14 protein-coding genes and 2 pseudogenes are annotated in these 17,666 nt (G+C 51.2%); 6 read left to right on the top strand and 10 right to left on the bottom strand.

Features of this window, described 5'->3' with window-relative positions; translation table 11 throughout:
• The first annotated feature begins 90 nt into the window (after positions 1–90).
• On the top strand, positions 91–498 hold the full coding sequence (locus IPN95_07830; protein ID MBK9449312.1) for a polyketide cyclase: 408 nt from the start codon (positions 91–93) through the stop codon (positions 496–498).
• Between the two features lie 130 nt (positions 499–628).
• Here the strand turns inward: IPN95_07830 and IPN95_07825 are convergent, their stop codons facing one another.
• The gene (locus IPN95_07825; GenBank protein MBK9449311.1) at positions 629–2,545 is read right to left on the bottom strand and encodes a hypothetical protein; all 1,917 of its coding nucleotides are present in this window, start codon (positions 2,543–2,545) and stop codon (positions 629–631) included.
• 101 nt (positions 2,546–2,646) lie between these two features.
• On the opposite strand from IPN95_07825, the gene IPN95_07820 reads away from it, so the two are divergent.
• The 4 genes from IPN95_07820 to IPN95_07805 all read left to right on the top strand — a co-directional run bounded on the left by IPN95_07820 (position 2,647) and on the right by IPN95_07805 (position 5,816).
• Entirely contained in the window at positions 2,647–4,014 is a 1,368-nt protein-coding gene (locus IPN95_07820; GenBank protein MBK9449310.1) for an FAD-dependent oxidoreductase, read from the top strand.
• Between the two features lie 65 nt (positions 4,015–4,079).
• Complete coding sequence (locus IPN95_07815; GenBank protein MBK9449309.1) at positions 4,080–4,565, top strand: hypothetical protein; 486 nt, start codon at positions 4,080–4,082, stop codon at positions 4,563–4,565.
• 80 nt (positions 4,566–4,645) lie between these two features.
• Positions 4,646–5,092, top strand: a complete 447-nt coding sequence (locus IPN95_07810) for a hypothetical protein (protein MBK9449308.1) — start codon at positions 4,646–4,648, stop codon at positions 5,090–5,092.
• 64 nt (positions 5,093–5,156) lie between these two features.
• Positions 5,157–5,816, top strand: a complete 660-nt coding sequence (locus tag IPN95_07805; GenBank protein MBK9449307.1) for a lysoplasmalogenase — start codon at positions 5,157–5,159, stop codon at positions 5,814–5,816.
• Here the strand turns inward: IPN95_07805 and IPN95_07800 are convergent.
• The 6 genes and pseudogenes from IPN95_07800 to pdhA form a co-directional block, all read right to left on the bottom strand.
• A complete protein-coding gene (locus tag IPN95_07800) occupies positions 5,809–6,396 on the bottom strand; it encodes a hypothetical protein (protein MBK9449306.1) in 588 nt (195 codons plus the stop codon). The two genes, IPN95_07805 and IPN95_07800, sit on opposite strands and share 8 nt — an antisense overlap.
• Complete coding sequence (locus IPN95_07795) at positions 6,393–7,091, bottom strand: hypothetical protein (protein MBK9449305.1); 699 nt, start codon at positions 7,089–7,091, stop codon at positions 6,393–6,395. Before IPN95_07795 ends, IPN95_07800 begins: the two co-directional genes overlap by 4 nt.
• Positions 7,092–7,099: 8 nt before the next feature.
• A pseudogene (locus tag IPN95_07790) lies at positions 7,100–9,137 on the bottom strand (thioredoxin domain-containing protein).
• An 80-nt stretch (positions 9,138–9,217) separates the two neighbouring features.
• On the bottom strand, positions 9,218–10,105 hold the full coding sequence (gene rlmB, locus IPN95_07785; protein ID MBK9449304.1) for a 23S rRNA (guanosine(2251)-2'-O)-methyltransferase RlmB: 888 nt from the start codon (positions 10,103–10,105) through the stop codon (positions 9,218–9,220).
• 81 nt (positions 10,106–10,186) lie between these two features.
• Entirely contained in the window at positions 10,187–13,618 is a 3,432-nt protein-coding gene (locus IPN95_07780) for a DUF2723 domain-containing protein (GenBank protein MBK9449303.1), read from the bottom strand.
• 93 nt (positions 13,619–13,711) lie between these two features.
• Positions 13,712–14,752 (bottom strand): pyruvate dehydrogenase (acetyl-transferring) E1 component subunit alpha, encoded by a 1,041-nt coding sequence (gene pdhA, locus IPN95_07775; protein ID MBK9449302.1) that lies wholly within the window; start codon positions 14,750–14,752, stop codon positions 13,712–13,714.
• A gap of 221 nt (positions 14,753–14,973) precedes the next feature.
• Here pdhA and IPN95_07770 point away from each other — a divergent pair.
• Positions 14,974–15,379, top strand: a pseudogene (locus IPN95_07770) (DNA-binding protein).
• Positions 15,380–15,406: 27 nt separating this feature from the next.
• On the opposite strand, the gene IPN95_07765 reads toward IPN95_07770, so the two are convergent.
• The 3 genes from IPN95_07765 to IPN95_07755 all read right to left on the bottom strand — a co-directional run bounded on the left by IPN95_07765 (position 15,407) and on the right by IPN95_07755 (position 17,606).
• Entirely contained in the window at positions 15,407–15,688 is a 282-nt protein-coding gene (locus IPN95_07765) for a Uma2 family endonuclease (protein ID MBK9449301.1), read from the bottom strand.
• Positions 15,689–15,767: 79 nt separating this feature from the next.
• On the bottom strand, positions 15,768–15,977 hold the full coding sequence (locus tag IPN95_07760; protein MBK9449300.1) for a Uma2 family endonuclease: 210 nt from the start codon (positions 15,975–15,977) through the stop codon (positions 15,768–15,770).
• A gap of 9 nt (positions 15,978–15,986) precedes the next feature.
• The gene (locus IPN95_07755; protein ID MBK9449299.1) at positions 15,987–17,606 is read right to left on the bottom strand and encodes a PQQ-binding-like beta-propeller repeat protein; all 1,620 of its coding nucleotides are present in this window, start codon (positions 17,604–17,606) and stop codon (positions 15,987–15,989) included.
• Positions 17,607–17,666 lie beyond the last annotated feature (60 nt).

The raw sequence follows: 17,666 nt of genomic DNA, 5'->3' as shown, positions 1-17,666 counted from the left end.
CAACCAATCGTCCATCACAATGCCCTGATCGCATGGTTGCCTGTTCGGAATTTTCGTTATCTTGTAGCGCATTCATCGATTTCAAAGCTTATGATCGTACTTTATGTGTTGGCCGGATTGGTTTTGGTATTGATTGTGCTGATGCTGGTTGCACCCAAAGGGGCAAAACTGGAGCGCGCCATCGTTGCCAATGTTTCTCCAGAGCAAGCCTTTCAGTCGCTTCGTTCGCTCAAGAATTTTGATGAATGGTCACCTTGGAACAACCGGGACCCGAATCAAATCAGAGGCTATAAAGGCAAAGAAGGCGAATTAGGCTCCATTGCATGGTGGAAAGGCAACAAAGAAGTCGGCGAAGGAGAGCAAGAAGTCAAACTGCTGGATCCCAACAGCTATATCGAAACCGAATTGCGTTTTCAAAAAACCTTTCAAGGCTGTGAACAGGTCTTATTGGCGGATCACCCAAGAAGGAAATGGAACCAAAGTGACCTGGGGTTTTGAGGCCAAATTCAAAATGCCGATGAACATCATGTTCCTGTTTATCAGCATGGAAGGCGCAATAGGCAAGGATTACGAGGTAGGACTTGAGCGTTGGAAGAGCTATGTCGAAAAACCAGTGACGCTCTAAGGCTCATTTCGGCCAACCACGCTCATCCAGCAAACCACGGTCGGCCATATATGTGCGCATCAACACCAATGAAGGGCCATATTCCCCCGTTACTCCACGATCTGGGGCGTGAATCCACATATAATCGTTGGCCATCGAGGCAAGATAAACTCTGATCAGAACTTCGTCCGAGACATATTCATCAAGGAAACTCAAAAGATCATCTCGGTTTTCGGGATGAAGCAACAGTCGGAGCATTCGCTGAACTGGCTGATAATCAATATTTTTTACCAGAAACCCGATATTGGCATCCAGTTTCCTACTGACGAAAAAGTGATTCATTTGATGCTCAACCCCCGCTTGCTGCTTTGCAAGATCGGGATCGACGCGGAAAAGGAATGCGCTGTGGAAACTCAACGCACCAGCTCCAAGACTTGCCTCCCTTGCTCTATTGGCTGTTTGCCCAGTGACTTCGATGTCATCGATAAAGATGACATGGCTTGGAAACAGCTGATATTCACGTTCTGGAACAAGGGTTTGCGTTGTTTTCTCGCGTGATTGGCGTTCTGTTGCATTGAGTTCGGCGTAGTTGGCACGCCCCGAACTGAGTCTCGGAAGACTGCGAATGATCATGGTTGGGAGCGCATGCGTTGTCAACCAAACGTTCACAAGCATACCGACCTCACGCATCAAGGCATTGCTCGCTGATACCACATTGCGGATACCGGGTGCGGTGAGACTCACAAACTCTCCTTCATGACTTGCCCGCTCAAAGGTATCCCGCAGGCTTCCCCCTGCTTCTAAGGCACTTACGAAGCGATCGGCAAGGATCCGCGACAGCTTTCGGATCGCATCAACGTCACCAAATTTGAATCGGCTGTAAAGTGAAACCTCCGTTGAAAGGTCCCTCATCGATTCCGCACAAAAAAAGCCCGCGCGTTCAGAAGTTGCGACATTCCACACGACAACCTTGCCTTCCAACAGATTACGCGTTTGAAATGACCGTCTTTCAGCAATCGCTCCGGCACCGATCAGCCATTCTTCCAAAACTGAGAATCCCAACTTGAAACGTGGTTTGTCAAAATACCCATCGGCACTTAAAGCTGCCGCATAAAGTTGTGTTGCAGCCGCCACCCCGGCATGGCTCAAAAAGTCGTTGAGTTGCTGCTGATTTTGGAGCAAAATGAATTTAAGCATCCGTGCATTGATGCGTGGATGCGTGGCAGCATCGGCAAACCAAGGCAGCAAGTCGGTTGGCTGCGTGACTTTGGCATGGTTCAAGTCCTCTTCTCCGTTGGATTGCGTATTGCCTTCAAATCCGATACAATAGGCAAAGGCAAGCGCACCAAGCTTGGTTTCATTGGCAAATAGCGCTATAATTTCTCTTTCGTGGGCCCCGGTGCAACGGATATCATCGATGACCAAAACAAATTTTCCGGTCAGTGTTTCGGTGATTTCCTTGCTGAGCCCAAGTCTCCTTGCGCGCATGACCCGCCGGCGTGCCGACGCACCCAAAGTACCGTAGTTGGTGCGTTCAAAACCTCCTTGGCGCTCGATTTTGAACAATTCCACCGACCATCCCGCCTCGGAAAGCTTGGCGGCAAGCGCGCCAGTGAGATTTGCCGCCGCTGTCGGCACAGCTCCGTAGGCCGAAGAGGCCAGATAAATCCGACCAAACCGCTCGCGCAATGCAGTCAATCGCGCATCCGACAAAATCTGCGCAGAAAGCATCTCAACCCACCAAGCTTGGGCTTCGACCGATCCGTATTTCATCTCGCTGTACCGTCCCCTCACCTCAAGCGGAAGCTCTTGTGGTTGCCCAATCCAATAGCCTACCGTCCACAACGGATGGCCAAAATCGGCATTCTCACTTGTATTTTGATGCTCCTTGTGACGCATGAATTTTGAGGTGCTGGCAAAAATATGCGGAATAGTTAGCATTTCAATGGTGCCGCTGGTTTGGGCCAAAACGAATCCGCGTTAGGTTTTTGACGCGCATTTCCTGTAAATTCACCCTGAATCAATTTGGCAAGGATCTTTCAATGGACAGGAAACACTTCTTGAGACTCTTGGCTCTCGGCGGATTGGTACCGATGCTAGGCCCAAGTCTGAGCGGTTGCAAAAAGGATGGCCCGCTCAACGAATACAGCGGAACTGTGACCATCATCGGCGCCGGTGCCGCTGGTTTGTATGCGGGATGGCTGTTGAAACAGGCTGGCGCAACGGTGAAAATTTTAGAGGCGACTGACCGCATCGGTGGACGCATCAAGGAACTGATCGGATTCGCGGATTTCCCCATCGAGTTGGGAGCTGAAGAAATCCATGGCCACCGCAGCGTTTGGTATGACATTGTCAAAGATACCAATGCTGAATTCATCAAAGACAATGACCAAAACGACTATGTGATCATTGACGGCGTTGCAAGGCCTTGGGATGACCTTGTTGGAGACGCTGAATTTGACAAGCTGATACGTCTTGTGGAGGAGATGGGAAATTATACGGGCGGTGATATCCCATTTACTGACTATTTAGCGCAAGAGGGAATTGCCACCAACCTTCTACCCTTGGCAAATGCCCTCCTCGGCAACGAATACGGCACCTCCAACAACCATCTGAGTGCCAAAGAGGTAAAAATAGCAGACAATGCCTGGTCGGCAGGCAACCAAAACGACCTCGTCAAAAACCGTTCCTTCAAGTCCATTCTCGATGAAAAATTCGCCGACATTTTGTCAAACGTCCAACTCAACACCCACATATTTCGCATCGATTCCTCAGGTTCACAGGTGGTTTGCACCGACAGCAACGGGATTGAATACCAAAGCGACAAGGTGATCGTAACGGTACCTCTGGGTGTCTTGAAGGCAGGTCTCATCGAATTTTTGCCGGAGCTCCCATTCAACAAACTTCAAGCCATCGATCGACTTGGAATGGGACCCGGGATGAAGGTGATTCTCAAATTCAATCAAGGATTTTGGCCTGCCGGAACCGGGTCGATCTATGGCGGCGGCTTGGTTCCAGAATTTTGGGCTACCGGTGGTGGCGGACGAAGTGCCAATGACAATTTGCTCACGGCATTCGTCCATGGCGACAATGCGCTCACCCTCAGCGGTATGGGCGCCGGCCTTGTTCCAGCGATTTGCGCCGAACTCGACCAAGTTTACGGAAACGCCGTTGCTAGCAGCACCTTGGTGTCGAGCCATGTCGAGGATTGGTATGCAAACCCCTATTGCCAAGGCACTTATTCCTTTCCGACGGTGGGCAGCGGCAACGCCCGCAAATCTCTGGCTTCATCCGTCGATGGAAAACTGTTCTTTGCTGGCGAAGCCACGCATACCGAGGGGCATTTTGCGACGGTTCACGGCGCAATTGAAACCGGTTACCGTGCAGCAGACGAAGTCGTCAATTCATAAGCATTTTGCCTATTTTTAAGGATTGATTCATTCTACTTTTCAAATTCAACGTTCAAAAACTCCCTATGGCTAGTTCAAAGTTAGGCGCTGACAACACCGGAGATTCCGGACCTGCATTCAAAGTCATCGTACGCTTATGTGGTTTGGCGGCAATTGTCGCAATCTTTTTGCCCTTCATTGGCAAATTCAGCATCATCGATTTGGTGAATTTGGTCAAGGAGCCGGGCAGCGCAGGTGTTGCAGGGAATATCAAGGCACTATTTGTCGGCACCACGGGTATGGCCACCCTCACAAATTGCATTCTACTCTCCGCGTTCCTGTTTTTCCCCGTTTTTGGACTTACGATGGCCATTCGTGGAAAGTATGCCGGAGGTCCATTCACCTACTTGCTCCTTTTCAACATTGCGGCATTCTTTCTCGTCAATTTTTTCGGACCGCAGGCAGGCATCGTCGGTAACTTTTTCATCAACACGGGATTAGGATACTGGATCGGTTGCGGGGCATTGTTCGCGCCGTTTCTTGCAATGTTTTTTCTGGATAAAAGTATTTAAAAATGGCGCAATTCCTGATTTCACTGCTTTGTTGCTTCGCCTTCCTGATTTCACCCCCACTTTCCAAAAAGGAAACGAAGGTGGAACGTACCCCCGAAAGCATCGGCCGTGAAATTTTTGAAGCCATCCAAAACAAAGACTTCGCAAGGATGGAATCGATGATGCCGACCGAGGCGGCGGTGGGAAAAATGCTTGAGGAGAGCAAAAAGGAATCCGAAGGTGCTCCATCCACCGCCACACCTGCCTCGGTTCTGGCAAAGATGAAACAGAAGATGCAGGAGGAGTTGGATGACATTCTCAAAAGTGCCAAAAAGCATCGCGTAAAACTTGCCAAACTTCAATACGGCGGCATTCTCCAAAACGATGAAAATCCAGAATCTCTGCTCACAATGCGTGCTGTCGTGATGGAAATGCGCTGGCAAGACAAGCCGGTCGATATCGCTTACAGTGTTTTGCAGTACGAGGAAGAATGGTACTATACAGGGATTCTGATCAGCAACGACGTCTTTTCACAGTTGGAAGGCTAATGTAGAAGGCTTTACTTCGAATGGTGTCCCTTTCTTTTTATCTTCGTTCAAATTCCCAAGTTGTATGGAGCACCTTCCTCTGATTCTCACGATTCTCTTTTCCGTTGGCGCGGTGGCTTATCTCGCACTCATCCACAAATTGCCGTTTCCGGGAGCATTTGCCATCAAGGCCGTTCCAGCACTGACTTTGGCGGTGGCGGCGCTGTTGTTGATTCCGGGAATCCATGGAAAATTGCTCTGTGCGGGCTTTGTGCTCTCCGCCATGGGTGACATCAGCCTGAGTTTTGAGGGCGAAAAGTTCTTCATCGGCGGATTGGTTTCGTTCTTGCTCGCGCACGTCATCTATGTTTTTACATTTTCCAACGGCTCGGAATGGACCATGGACTATGTTTGGCTGCTCGGCGTGTTGCTGGTATTCGGAATCGGAATGGTGGTGGTGCTCAATCCGCATCTCGGCGAAATGAAGCTGCCGGTCTACGTCTATATTTCCGTGATTTTGACGATGGATACGATGGCGGTCTTAAGAGGAGGATCGAATGCAGGTTTGCTGATCGCGGGTGCATTCACCTTCACACTTTCAGATACCTTGCTCGCTCTGGACAAATTCAGAAAACCCATTCCCGGAGCGAAATACTGGGTCATGACGACCTACTATGCAGGCCAAGCGCTGATTTGCCTTGCCTTCCTCTGCGGCAATCCGCATGCAGGTTGCGCCTTCAATTAATGTTGAATCCCAAGCCAATGCACAAACGCAAATCACTCAGCGACTGCTGATTGCGGAGGCTGTAGTGTTGCGTTCGCACGTAGCGTGCCTGTGCAAAAAGATGGAAAAATGAGCCGTAGTAGGCGACTCCGCCAAACGCTGACGCGGTCGGGGAAATTTGCAATTCCGTTTCAACCCCATCCAAAGGGGTATTGTATTTGGAGGTCGTCGGGGAAAATCCAGGTTGAATCCCCACATACAAATCCAATGGCTGATTCGCGAAAACATGGAAAACGGGGCCGGCAAGAACGGAATGCACCTTGGTATCCTCTGCCCCTTCCGGATTGCCAAATGAATAAAATCGCCTTTCACTTGATCCCAAATTGTACCAAACCGAGCCGTTTACGCCGATATGATTACTGATGAGCACTTCGCCTTCCCCATAAATGTAGTAACGCTGTTCGGGCGTGACTTTATTGATGTCAAATCCCAATGCAACGGTTCCTTGCACGCGCACCAATCCCGCGTGAATGCCCGTTTGCTTCTGCCCGAAGACCACAACGGAACACAACATCGGCAGCAAAATCAGCAGCTTTTTCATCGTTTCCAGAGGTTGAGGAAGTAAAAGGTGACCGAAAATGTGGTGAGCAAATGTCCCTCCGCGCTCGCGCCCTTGTCGATGTCGTAGCTCGCCACGCCCAATTCGTTCCAATTGAGGTGGACGTGCTGCGTCATGTGCATCATGTATTGAAGCTGCAGATTCAGCTCGACGTTGCGGTGAACGAAGCTGCTGACGCCTGCCCCGCCTTGCACGGCTGCCGAAAAGATCAGTGGAGAGGCTGTTTGCCCGACCACGCCAACCTTCGTCAGGTCAAAACATTGGCCTGCCATGAGATAGGGGACGAATTTCCGGCTCCCAAATCCGCCTTTGAACAATCCGAATTGCACCGCCCAGCCGATATGATAATCCTTGCGGAAGCTGCCACGTTCGCCCTTGGAATCAATCAAATCGGCAAAAAAATCAGTGTTGACCCTTGGCGAAAATGCCAGTTTGAGCTGCCCACCTGCGCCGATGCCAAGCATCTTGTTGTCGCCCCATAAATTGGCCGCATTGCGCATCCCGATGCCAAAACGGCCTGCGCGTAACGTTTTGCTCGGAATCCGAAGGGCCGCCTCCACATCCTTCCGTGGTGGGGCACCTTGCGAAATGGCCCAAAAGGGTAGCCCTACAAGTGCAAGGAGGACCATCGACCGAAGGCGCCTTTGGATACTTCTCGATTTCAAGCGTTGCTTCATGACCTAGCTCAATTGGACCTTCCAAGCCTTTCCATCAATTCCACCGCTGCTGCCGCATCCTTCACTGGAAGCTGACAGGTATTTCCTTGACAGACATAAATATACGTTTCGTTTTGCACAAAACGGCCTTCCAGCAATACGGGTTGACCAGCTTCTTCCGATACGGCTGCGACCAAGATTTTGTTGGGATGGTAAACCCGATCGATTTCGGCAGCGGTTTCCAGCGCCGTGGGTCCGGTCACTACGACCTCGCAAAACGGCTCCAGAAATTTCTGCATCAAAATGGCCCAGTTGCTGTAGCCGCTGCCATAACGTGGCATATCCTGCTGAATGTTCTGAAGCATCCTTTCGGCAGATTCCACAAAGTCGGCACGACCAAGTAAGTGTCCCAAATCAAAAAAGGCATTTGCCAGCACCGAATTGCTCGCCGGGATCACATTGTCCATGACCTCCGTCTTGCGCGCGATCAAGGCAGGATCTTCGTCGGAGGTGAAGAAGAAAAACTGCGTCGCCGGATTGTAAAAATGGGCCTTGACATGATCGAGCAGGCCTTCTGCAAGTTTCAGCCAGCTGGGGTCGAAACAAACTTGGTACAGGGCCACCCAAGCATCCGCCAAAAGGGCGTAATCATCCAAAAAGGCTGGAATGCTTGCCTTGCCTGCTTTGAAATTGCGCATCAATTGGGAGCCCTGAAGCATGTTGTCCCGTAAAAAAATCGCATTCCGCAAGGCGGCGTCCAAATACCTGGCATCGCCAAAGGCTTTGTAGGCATCCACACAACCCTTGAGCATCAACGCATTCCAAGACGTCAAGACCTTGTCGTCCAATCCGGGCCGGATGCGTGGTGCGCGGGCATCAAACATCAAGGCATTGGCAGCTTCCAAGCGCTTGAGAAAGGCTTCTTCCGTCATTCCGCGCGTTGCGGCAAAATCAGCCGGACTCTTTTGCATGATCAGAACGCTGTTCCCATGCTCAAAATTGCCCAAGTCGGTGACTTGGTAATATTCACACCACCATCCGCTGTCGTTTCCTAGAAGGGCTTCGACCTCCGCCTTTTTCCAGACATAAAACTTGCCCTCCACCCCTTCGCTGTCTGCATCCAAAGAGGAATACCAGCCACCCTCGGGTGACATCAATTCGCGCTGCATGAAGTCAAACGTCTGCTCTACAACGCGTTTGTACAACGGATCAGGCATCACTCGGTAGGCCTCCGCATACAACGACATCAACTGCCCATTGTCATAGGTCATTTTTTCGAAGTGCGGAACCTTCCAGATGCCATCAACGCTGTAACGCGCAAATCCACCGCCCAATTGGTCGTAGATGCCGCCCCAAGCCATCTTTTCGAGGGTGGTTTTGACGGCAAGGGTCAAGCCCCAGATCATCCAGCCGCTTCCCTTCCCGCAACAAAAACAGCCAATTGTTGGGCATGGGAAACTTGGGCGCACGGTTGTAGCCTCCCCAACGGGCATCAAACAAGGCGCGCCAAGGCTTGAGCACGGACTCCAAAAATGCATTGGTAAACGGCGAAGGCGCGGCAACCGGCACCAAAGCATCCATTTTCCGCACGGCATCGGTCAACCTTTCAGCATAGCCAAAGGCTTCCCCCGGCCGACTTTCCCATAAATCCGCAAGTTGCGTCAAGATGTCGATCCATTGCCCCTTTTTGAAGTAAGTGCCTCCCCAAATCGGCCTACCGTCCGGTAAAGCCACACAGTTCAGCGGCCAACCGCCCTGCCCGGTCATCAATTGCACGGCGTCCATGTAGATTTGATCGATGTCGGGACGCTCCTCGCGGTCGACTTTGATGCTGACAAAATGCGCATTCTGCACCGATGCGACCGTATCGTCCTCGAAGCTCTCATGCTCCATCACATGGCACCAATGACAGGCAGCATAGCCGACCGAGATGATGAGCAGCTTGTTTTCCCGCTGCGCCTTTTCCAAGGCTTCAGGCCCCCAAGGATGCCAATCAACCGGATTGTAGGCATGTTGCAGCAAGTAAGGACTGCTTTCCTGGGCGAGATGATTGGGGATTTTTGACATTCTGTTTCCGTTTTAAGCCACAAAGACATGGAGACATCCAGCGATTCTGAGTGTCTCCATGCCCTTGCTGCAAATCTACATTACATCAACCGTTGGCGCACGACTTCGGCGAGCACAACGCCCACCGAAACGCCGACATTCAGCGACGAAATCTGTCCCAACATCGGGATACTCAATTGTGCATCCGCAGATTTGATGATCCTGGGCGTGATGCCTTTGTCTTCCGAGCCAAAAACCAGACAAAGCGGACCTTTGAGATCTGTTTCCCAAAGTGTGGCCTTGGCTTTTTCGCCGCATGTCACGATGCGAATGCCGCGGTCTTTGAGCATATAAACCGCGTCTTGCAGGTGATGCACGCGACATACGGGCACGTGGTTGAGCGCGCCAGCACTCGCCTTCATTGCGTCGGCGCTGATGCGCGCGCTCCCTTGCTCGGGTATCACGATGGCATCCACACCCAAACACTCGGCCGAGCGCGTAATGCCGCCGAAGTTACGCACGTCACTGACTTGGTCGATCATGAGGAGCAGCGGCTCCTTGCCTTTGGATTCGAGTCCGATGAGGACTTGCTCCAAATCGGCATACGGCACCAAAACGGTGAACGCGACGACACCTTGGTGGTTCATATTGCGCGCCAAGCGGTCGAGTTTCTCGACCGGAACAACCTGGATCGGGATGTTGGCCTTCTGCGCAAGGTCATATACATCGTTGCGCAATTCGCTGTCAAGGCCCTTTTTCATGAGGATCTTGTCAATTGCACGGCCTGCCTCCATCGCTTCCATGACGGTGCGGGCACCGTAGATGAAGTCTTTTCCTTCCAATTTCTCCTCGTCACGCGCGTCGTCGCGGCGAGGCGGACGGCTGCTTTGCCCAGCGTCACGACGCTCTGGTGCCGGTCCACGACGGTCATCACGCCTGTCGTTGCGGGGGCCGCGCTTGCCTGAATCCCTATTTTCTGGCTCTGCCATTTTTACTCCTTCTAAAGTATTCAAAACAAAATGCAGGATCGTGGTCAGAACCGCAACCCTGCATTTTTGAAATTCAATTGATCATTCGATCACCACTGGGACCGAGTCGCTGTCTTTGGGGACGTTGAGTTCGATCGGCTGAGGTGCTTTTTCCTTGGGTGCTCCGCCGCCTGCGGCTTCTGCCTTGAACTGCTCGGCCATCGCTTTGTATTGCGGGTCCTTGCTGTCGTCAAAGGCAATTTGTGCTGCACGTGCTGCGGATTCGAAGTCTTTCATTTCGCGCGCCTTTTGCATCACAAATGGCACTGCGCTCATGAGACGGTCGTATTCCGGAAGCTTGATCTCGGACTCGTTGAAGTAAGCGACCCAGGCTTCGGCCTTTTTCAAGACCTTTTCGAAGTTTTTCTTGACCATTTCCACGTTGTCCAAACGCTCCCAAACGGTCGAGGCAAACATCGGATAGATCGCGTCATTGCCACGGGCTGCGTCGCTGATGCTGTCGTCGGCCATCGTCAGAAGCTGGGCAGCCTTGGTTTTGGCCTCTTCCATCTTCTTCTTATTCTTGGCGATCACGGCGTTCAAGCTGTCGGCCTTCTCTGGCGTGGCATTCTTCATCGCGGTCATCATCTTGTTTTGGTTGCCAAGGCAATCCATTTCGTCTGCAAAGGCATTCGCAGCGCGGAAGATCATGCTCGACATGTTGCCGATGATGGTGCGGCGGATGTGGTCATCCAAGTACATCGTAGAATCCGACAAGCCTCTGTAACGGAACTTGTTCATGAGCAAGTCATAAGAAATGTCTGCCTGCACGCGACCCGAACGGGAGTAAGGATCGGTGGCTGGACATGGGAACTTGCTGAAGTCAACCGGAACCACGCGGTTGGCCAAGCCTTCGACTTGGAACCAAGGCTGCAATCCGATGTAGCTGCTCGGTGGAATGGTGCTGCTGAAATAGATCGGACGATCCCAGCCATTTTTGGCATTGGTCATGATGATGTCCAAGATCACCCAGTCTTGCTTCAGGAGGTAGCTTTGTGAGCCGCCACGTGTGGCAATCGGCCAAACGACTTCCGGCGCGATCAGATAGGGAGCGTATTCGGGCAAAACAGTGCCATTTTCAAGCACCTTTTTGCGATCAACCGGGATACGCACCACTTCGCCGCGCTTCCACTGACGGAATGCACCGACATCGCCGATATAGTCTTGCTGTGGCGAAGAGATCGGAAGCGGCGGAGATTCGTTGCTTTGCAACTTCATCTGATCGATGTACCAGTCGGTATTGAGCAAACTCAAGTTCACGACGCGCACGTCCGTTCGCACACCCTCGACCTCCTGAATATACCACAAGGGGAAGGTGTCATTGTCGCCGTTGGTGAAGATGATGCCGTTTTTCTTGCAGCTGTTGAGCAAGTTGTAGGCCGAATCAGGTGCTACATATTGTACGTGACGGTTGTGATCGTCCCAGTTTTGCGCGGCCATGATCACGGGCGAACCCAATGGAAGCAAGGAGAGTGCCATGGCAATGGGTTTTCCAAGCTTGACCAAATCGCGAAGCATGTCATAGATCGCTACAACAGCCAATCCGACCCAAATCGCAAAGGTTTGGAAGGAACCAGCATAAGAATAGTCACGCTCACGCGGCTGTGCAGGGGTTTGATTCAGGTAGAGGATAATCGCAAAACCTGTAAAGAAGAAGAGCAGCAAGATGCTCGTTGCATCCTTGTAGCGTTTCACAAATTGGTACACCATTCCAAATAAGCCCAAAAGCAACGGGATCAGGAAATAGTGGTTTTTGCCTTGGTGGTTCAGCATTTCATGGGGTTGACCCGAGAATTTGCCGAATTCGAAACCGCTTTCCCAGCCCATGTCTTGGCTATCCCCTTCGCGGCCTGCGAAGTTCCACATGAAGTAGCGCAGGTACATGTGACGCACCTGATAGTCAAAGAAAAACTTCATGTCGTCGCCGAATGTCGGCTTGTCATCCGCAGGCGAATCCGAACCGCCTTTGCGTTTGACATAGTTTTTATACCCGAATTCGCCGCCGTAGTGGCCACCTTGGGCAGAGTGCATCCTTGGGAACCAGACTTTACCGGAGGTATAGTCTACGTCTTGTTTGAAGCCATACCAGAGGTAGCGGTCTTCAACACGAGAGACAATTTTGGTTTCTGCATCGACTGTGACCTTGCGTCCATCCTTCAGTTTGGTCACAAAACGGTCGCCGTCGTTGGCGGCAGGAACGGTGAACCCTTCGGCCACACCATTTTTGACATTCAGGCTGCCGCCATCTTTCAAGGTGTAGGCGCCATTTTCCAAAACACGTGGCTCCTTCACTTGGACATAAGCCTCGCGCTTGTATTCGACCTTTTGATTGCGGCCGTCTGCGGCATCGTTGTAGCGCACACCACGCAACAGCGGCGAGTCGCCGTATTGCTCACGCTTCAGGTAGCTGATCATCGATGCTGCCGAACTTGGATCGTTTTCGTTGATCGGTGCGCCGGCACCTGCACGAATCACAATCATAGTGTAGCTGCTATAGCCGACTACGATCACGAGCATGCTCCAGCAAGCTGTATTCAAGATCACGCGCAGGGCGTCACGATTGGCAAACAAACGGTTGCTGACCTTCTGATTTTGCGTGACAAAAAGTCCGGCAAACAGCGTCCCCAAGGCCAAAATCATGAAGACAACGATTCCAGTTCCGAAGCCCATTCCCCATCCGGATGCTTCATAAATTCCGGTTTCGACGTCCATCCGCTCGGAACCGACCATGATGCGCTCAAACAACCAAGCAAATTCAGCAGACTTCTGAATGACACCATATTGAATGAAAGCCAAAATCACGATCGAAGTCATGAAGGTCACGACGATGCCAACCGGATTGATTTTGAATTTCTTGAAGTAGTACACGAATGCCAGCATCGGCACTGCGAGCAAGTTCAGCAAGTGCGTACCGATCGAGATGCCCATCACAAAGGCGATCAAAATGATCCACTTCATGTTGTCGGGTTCGTCGGCGCGTGCCTCCCATTTGAAAATCAGCCATACGACCGCGGCAGTAAAGAAGGAACTCAAGGCATAGACCTCGGCCTCCACCGCGTTGAACCAAAACGAATCGGAAAATGCGACAGTCAAGGCAGCTACGAGGCCGGAACCCATCACGACAAGCGTTTCGTTCATGTCCAATTCCTTCTTGCCATAGGCCACGAGCTTGCGTGCCAAGTAAGTCGTGATCCAGAATGTGAACATGACGCAAACCGCACTTGACAGCACGGAGACCATGTTGACCCACCATGCTACCGTCTCAGGCGTCTTTGCAAACATGGCAAAGAAACGTCCCAAAAGCAGGAAGAATGGAGCGCCCGGAGGGTGAGGAACCTCAAGCTCATTGGCGCAAGCGATAAATTCGCCGCAATCCCAAAAGCTGGCCGTGGGGGCCATCGTGAGGTAATACGTGATGAATGCCACCAAAAAAGTGACCCATCCAAATAAGTTGTTTACCCTGTTGTATTGCATTTTTCCTTGTATTGTTTCCGCAGCCCGGCCTTCCTTTTCAGGTCAGTTGGATGCGCTCCACTGAATCAGCGGAAACGCAGCTGCAGTGCTTTCTTAGAGTCGGATGTAGGGATAATTCGGGGTGTGGTACACGTCTTCGTAGAGTTCGCTGGCGTCGGGATATGGAGATTCCTCGGCAAACTTCACGCTTTCTTCCACCACCACTTCGATTCGGGCCTCGATGGCCTCCAATTCGGCGGGGGTTGCGATGTCGTGCTTGTAGATGTATGCCCTGATTTCCAAGATCGGATCTTCGTTCTTGAAGTGCTCGAGTTCTTCCTTGGTACGGTACTTGGCCGGATCCGACATCGAGTGGCCTTTGTAGCGGTAGGTCTTCATTTCGAGGAAAACCGGACCGTGATCGGGCGTACGAACGAGTTCGACGGCCTTTTTCATTTCTTCATAAACCGCCATCACGCTCATGCCGTCGACTTGCCACGAAGGCATGTCATAGGCGAGACCGAGCTTGTAGAGTTCGGTCACGTTGCTCGTGCGCTCGACCGATGTACCCATGGCATATTCGTTGTTTTCAACGACATAGATCACGGGAAGCTTCCAAGTCATGGCAAGGTTGAAGGCTTCATGCAGCGCGCCTTGGCGGGCTGCACCGTCACCAAACGCACAGACCGAAATCCGTCCGTCGCCGGTGTATTTGCTGGCAAATGCAAAACCTGCTCCCAAGGGGATGTGGGCGCCCACGATACCGTGCCCACCCAACATGTAATGCTCCTTGCTAAACATGTGCATGGAACCACCCTTGCCTTTGGAACTGCCGGTGCGTTTACCATACATCTCGGCCATGACCTGATTGGCACTCACGCCGCGGGTCAAGGCCATGCCGTGGTCACGGTAGGCGGTGATCAAATAATCATCCTTGTGGATCGCAGACTCGATGCCCGAAGACACAGCCTCCTGTCCAATATACAAGTGGCAGAAGCCTTTGATCTTTTGTTGCATGTACATCTGGCTCGCCTTCTCCTCAAAGCGACGCTGCAACATCATTTCTTCATACCAATGCAGCAGCAACTCCCGGGAGTAGGGCTGGGCCGCCTTCGTCTTCGTACTCGTTTTTGCCATGCTTAAACGCGATTTCATCAAATGAGCGGCCAAATTAATCAATTTTTTCAGATATCTAACGGAACCAGCACCTTAAAAAGGCTTAATGAAAGTGAAGGTTCCGAAAGGTGCCTGCACAAGTCAATCACGGCTGCATTCGCGGCGATGCAAGGGCGCCAAATGGTTTTGGATCGATTGCGAAAAGCATGGATATTTGAGCTTTTCCTTCGAATTTCATTCACCATCGCGCTGCATTCTCCATGAAAACCTTCGCCATTCGCCTACTTCCTGGCCAAGATCTCAAGGTCGAACTCCTCGCTTTTAGCAAAAGTCAAGGCCTGCAAGCTGCCTGCATTTTGACTTGCGTAGGTTCGCTCACAAAGACGGCGCTGCGCATGGCGGGACGGGATTTCATCCGAACCTGGGAGGAAAAAATGGAGATCTTGTCACTCTCGGGCACACTTTCGGCAGAAGGCGCCCACCTTGCACCTCGGCATCGCCAACGGCGAAGGGCAAGCCTTTGGCGGTCATCTCGTAGAGGGTTGCCTGGTCTATACAACAGCCGAGATCGTGATTGGCGAATTGGAAGATGTCAAATTCCTGCGGGTTGTCGATCCGGCGACGGGGTACAAGGAGTTAGAGATCGGGAAACGGTTTGGGGAGTGATGAATCCCTTCGAAACGAATGCGCGGCTCAAAACGATACCCGCTTGTAAATGTCTGCCATCCTGATCCTTACACCTAACGGGATCAATTCGACAACGGCATCCAAACCAAAGTAATTGGTAAATCCCCAATCGCCGTTTTCATTTTTGTGGGCGACATACACCCGCGGCTCATTTTGCTCGACCAAGACATACGTTCTCAGCGATGGAATCATCTGGTATTTAAAAAATTTGCTTCCGCGGTCATACTTTGAGGTTCCTCTGGACAAAACTTCCAGAATCAAGCTCGGATTGCGAATCAGATTCGGCATGGATGGGTCGCTTTCCAAGGGCCCACAAAAACGCTTGCGTCGGGGTACAACACGGCATTCAATGATTCAACTTGGATCATCAATCCACTTTCAAACACTTCACAACCCCGGGCCTGAAGGCGTCGATCATCGCGTAAGCGCTATCAAGGGCGATGCGACTGTGCGCTGGTGTTCCACCTGACATCGCATAAATTTCACCATTGTAGAATTCGCTCTTGTACTCTGCTTCCTCTTCCAAAGCGACATACTCTGACAACGACAAACGATGGATTTCTTCAAGATATGCCATATCTCAAATTTACGGATTACTACCCAATTCGCAATTGTGGGCGTTGTTCTTGAGAAACATCGGCCAACCATCCAATTTGCGGTTTTTAGTATCGACGCAGGTAATTTGACCATCGGTTGATGTCACATAAACCCGTCCGTTGACCACGATGGGCTGATTGCGCACTTCCGTTTCAGTGGGGTAAGACTTCCTCAATAAACCGTCCAATTTATTGATAATCAATATTTCACCTTCCAGTGTGCTCGTGACCAAATACCGATCAAGTACCATTGGAATCGTAGCAAGATGGCCGCCCTCCAACTTCAAATTCCCTGGGATCAGATAACTCCATACCATTCCACCACTGCGGACATCGAGGCAAACAACAAGGTCACCCAAGCAGCTGTACAGGTACATGCTGTCAACGACGACGGTCGATCCTACAAAATTTTGAAGGGACGAGATATTGGATTGCCCGACAAGTGTTTCGGCCTTTTGATAACCTGAGACGTCCGGCGTAAAGAAAAAGCCATTCGCTGCGTCCCATTCGGAGCTTTGGTCCTTCAGCAACGAAAGGGCTTGTACCTTGCTATCCAAGTAGGGCGCCTCCCGCACGAGGAGCGTACGCTTGATCCGAAGGCTTCTTTTGTCCAATTCGACAATGGCTTCGCTCACTTTCCCTTTGACCTGCAAGCGTTTGGTGGTATATATGCTGTTCCCGGCAATCGTCGGCAACGAAGTGGCCTGCAAGGTGCTTGCTTTCAGGATCTTTCCCGTTTTTGCCTCAAGCCGGTAAATGGTGCCAGTGAAAGTCGTGAGGTAAATTTCATTCCCACACAAAACGGGTGTAGTCATCACATCACCGTCCAACCATCGTTGCCATTTAACCTCACCCGTCTTGACATCCAATGCAGCAAATGGATGGCTTGGTGCCAATTTTTTGAGCTGCTCAGCTTTTGCCGAAGTGGGTTCGTTCATCAATTTGGGATAGGCTGTAAAAACCAGCTTCCCATCCGAAACGGGATGCGAAAGCAAGGGATCGCCGATCCATTTTGCCCAAATTTGTTCCCCAGAAAACTTATCCAAGGCAAAAATGGTACAGGATTCGGTGTTGAAAATCACGGTCGAATCCAAAACGAGCGCGGAACTTGGGCCATCGTCACTGAGGTCGACGGCCCAAATCACTTTGCCAGAAATCGCGTTGAGCGCATAAAATTCTCGGGAAGTAAACCCACCGGAAGTATAAAGCACTCCGTCGGAGTAGGTTGGCGTGGTCAGAAATGAGCCAACGTTCATTTTCACTTGATACCCCAACTTGGTTTTGCTGGAGGTAATCTTTGGCGATTGTAGGGGAATGGTCCTTCCATCATGAAATGGATTCAGGAAGGGAATCGCATCAGGATCGTTGAGAATGGCGATCTCTTCTTGGATGGAAAGCGGTTTAGTTGATTCTCCAGTTGTTGCCAAACATTCAACAACGGGTTGCGGGCAGGGTTCCTCCACGATTTGTTGCTGCCCTTCCAAATCCTTGTGGGAAATAACCGCCATTTTCGATGGTTCTGTTCCGTTTTGAAAGTAGAAAACCGAAACGGTGCCTCCAACAGTGAGGAACAGAAGTAAAACGACAATCCAAAATGTATGCTTTTTCATGATGTTGTAGCTTTTGTACATTCTACATCACCTAATACCGACAGCTGCAAAAGGTAACCC

Source organism: Bacteroidota bacterium (genome assembly GCA_016718825.1).
GTDB lineage: Bacteria > Bacteroidota > Bacteroidia > J057 > JADKCL01 > JADKCL01.
Note: the sequence above shows the minus strand (reverse complement) of the source record. Positions and strands in the feature narration are given on the sequence as shown.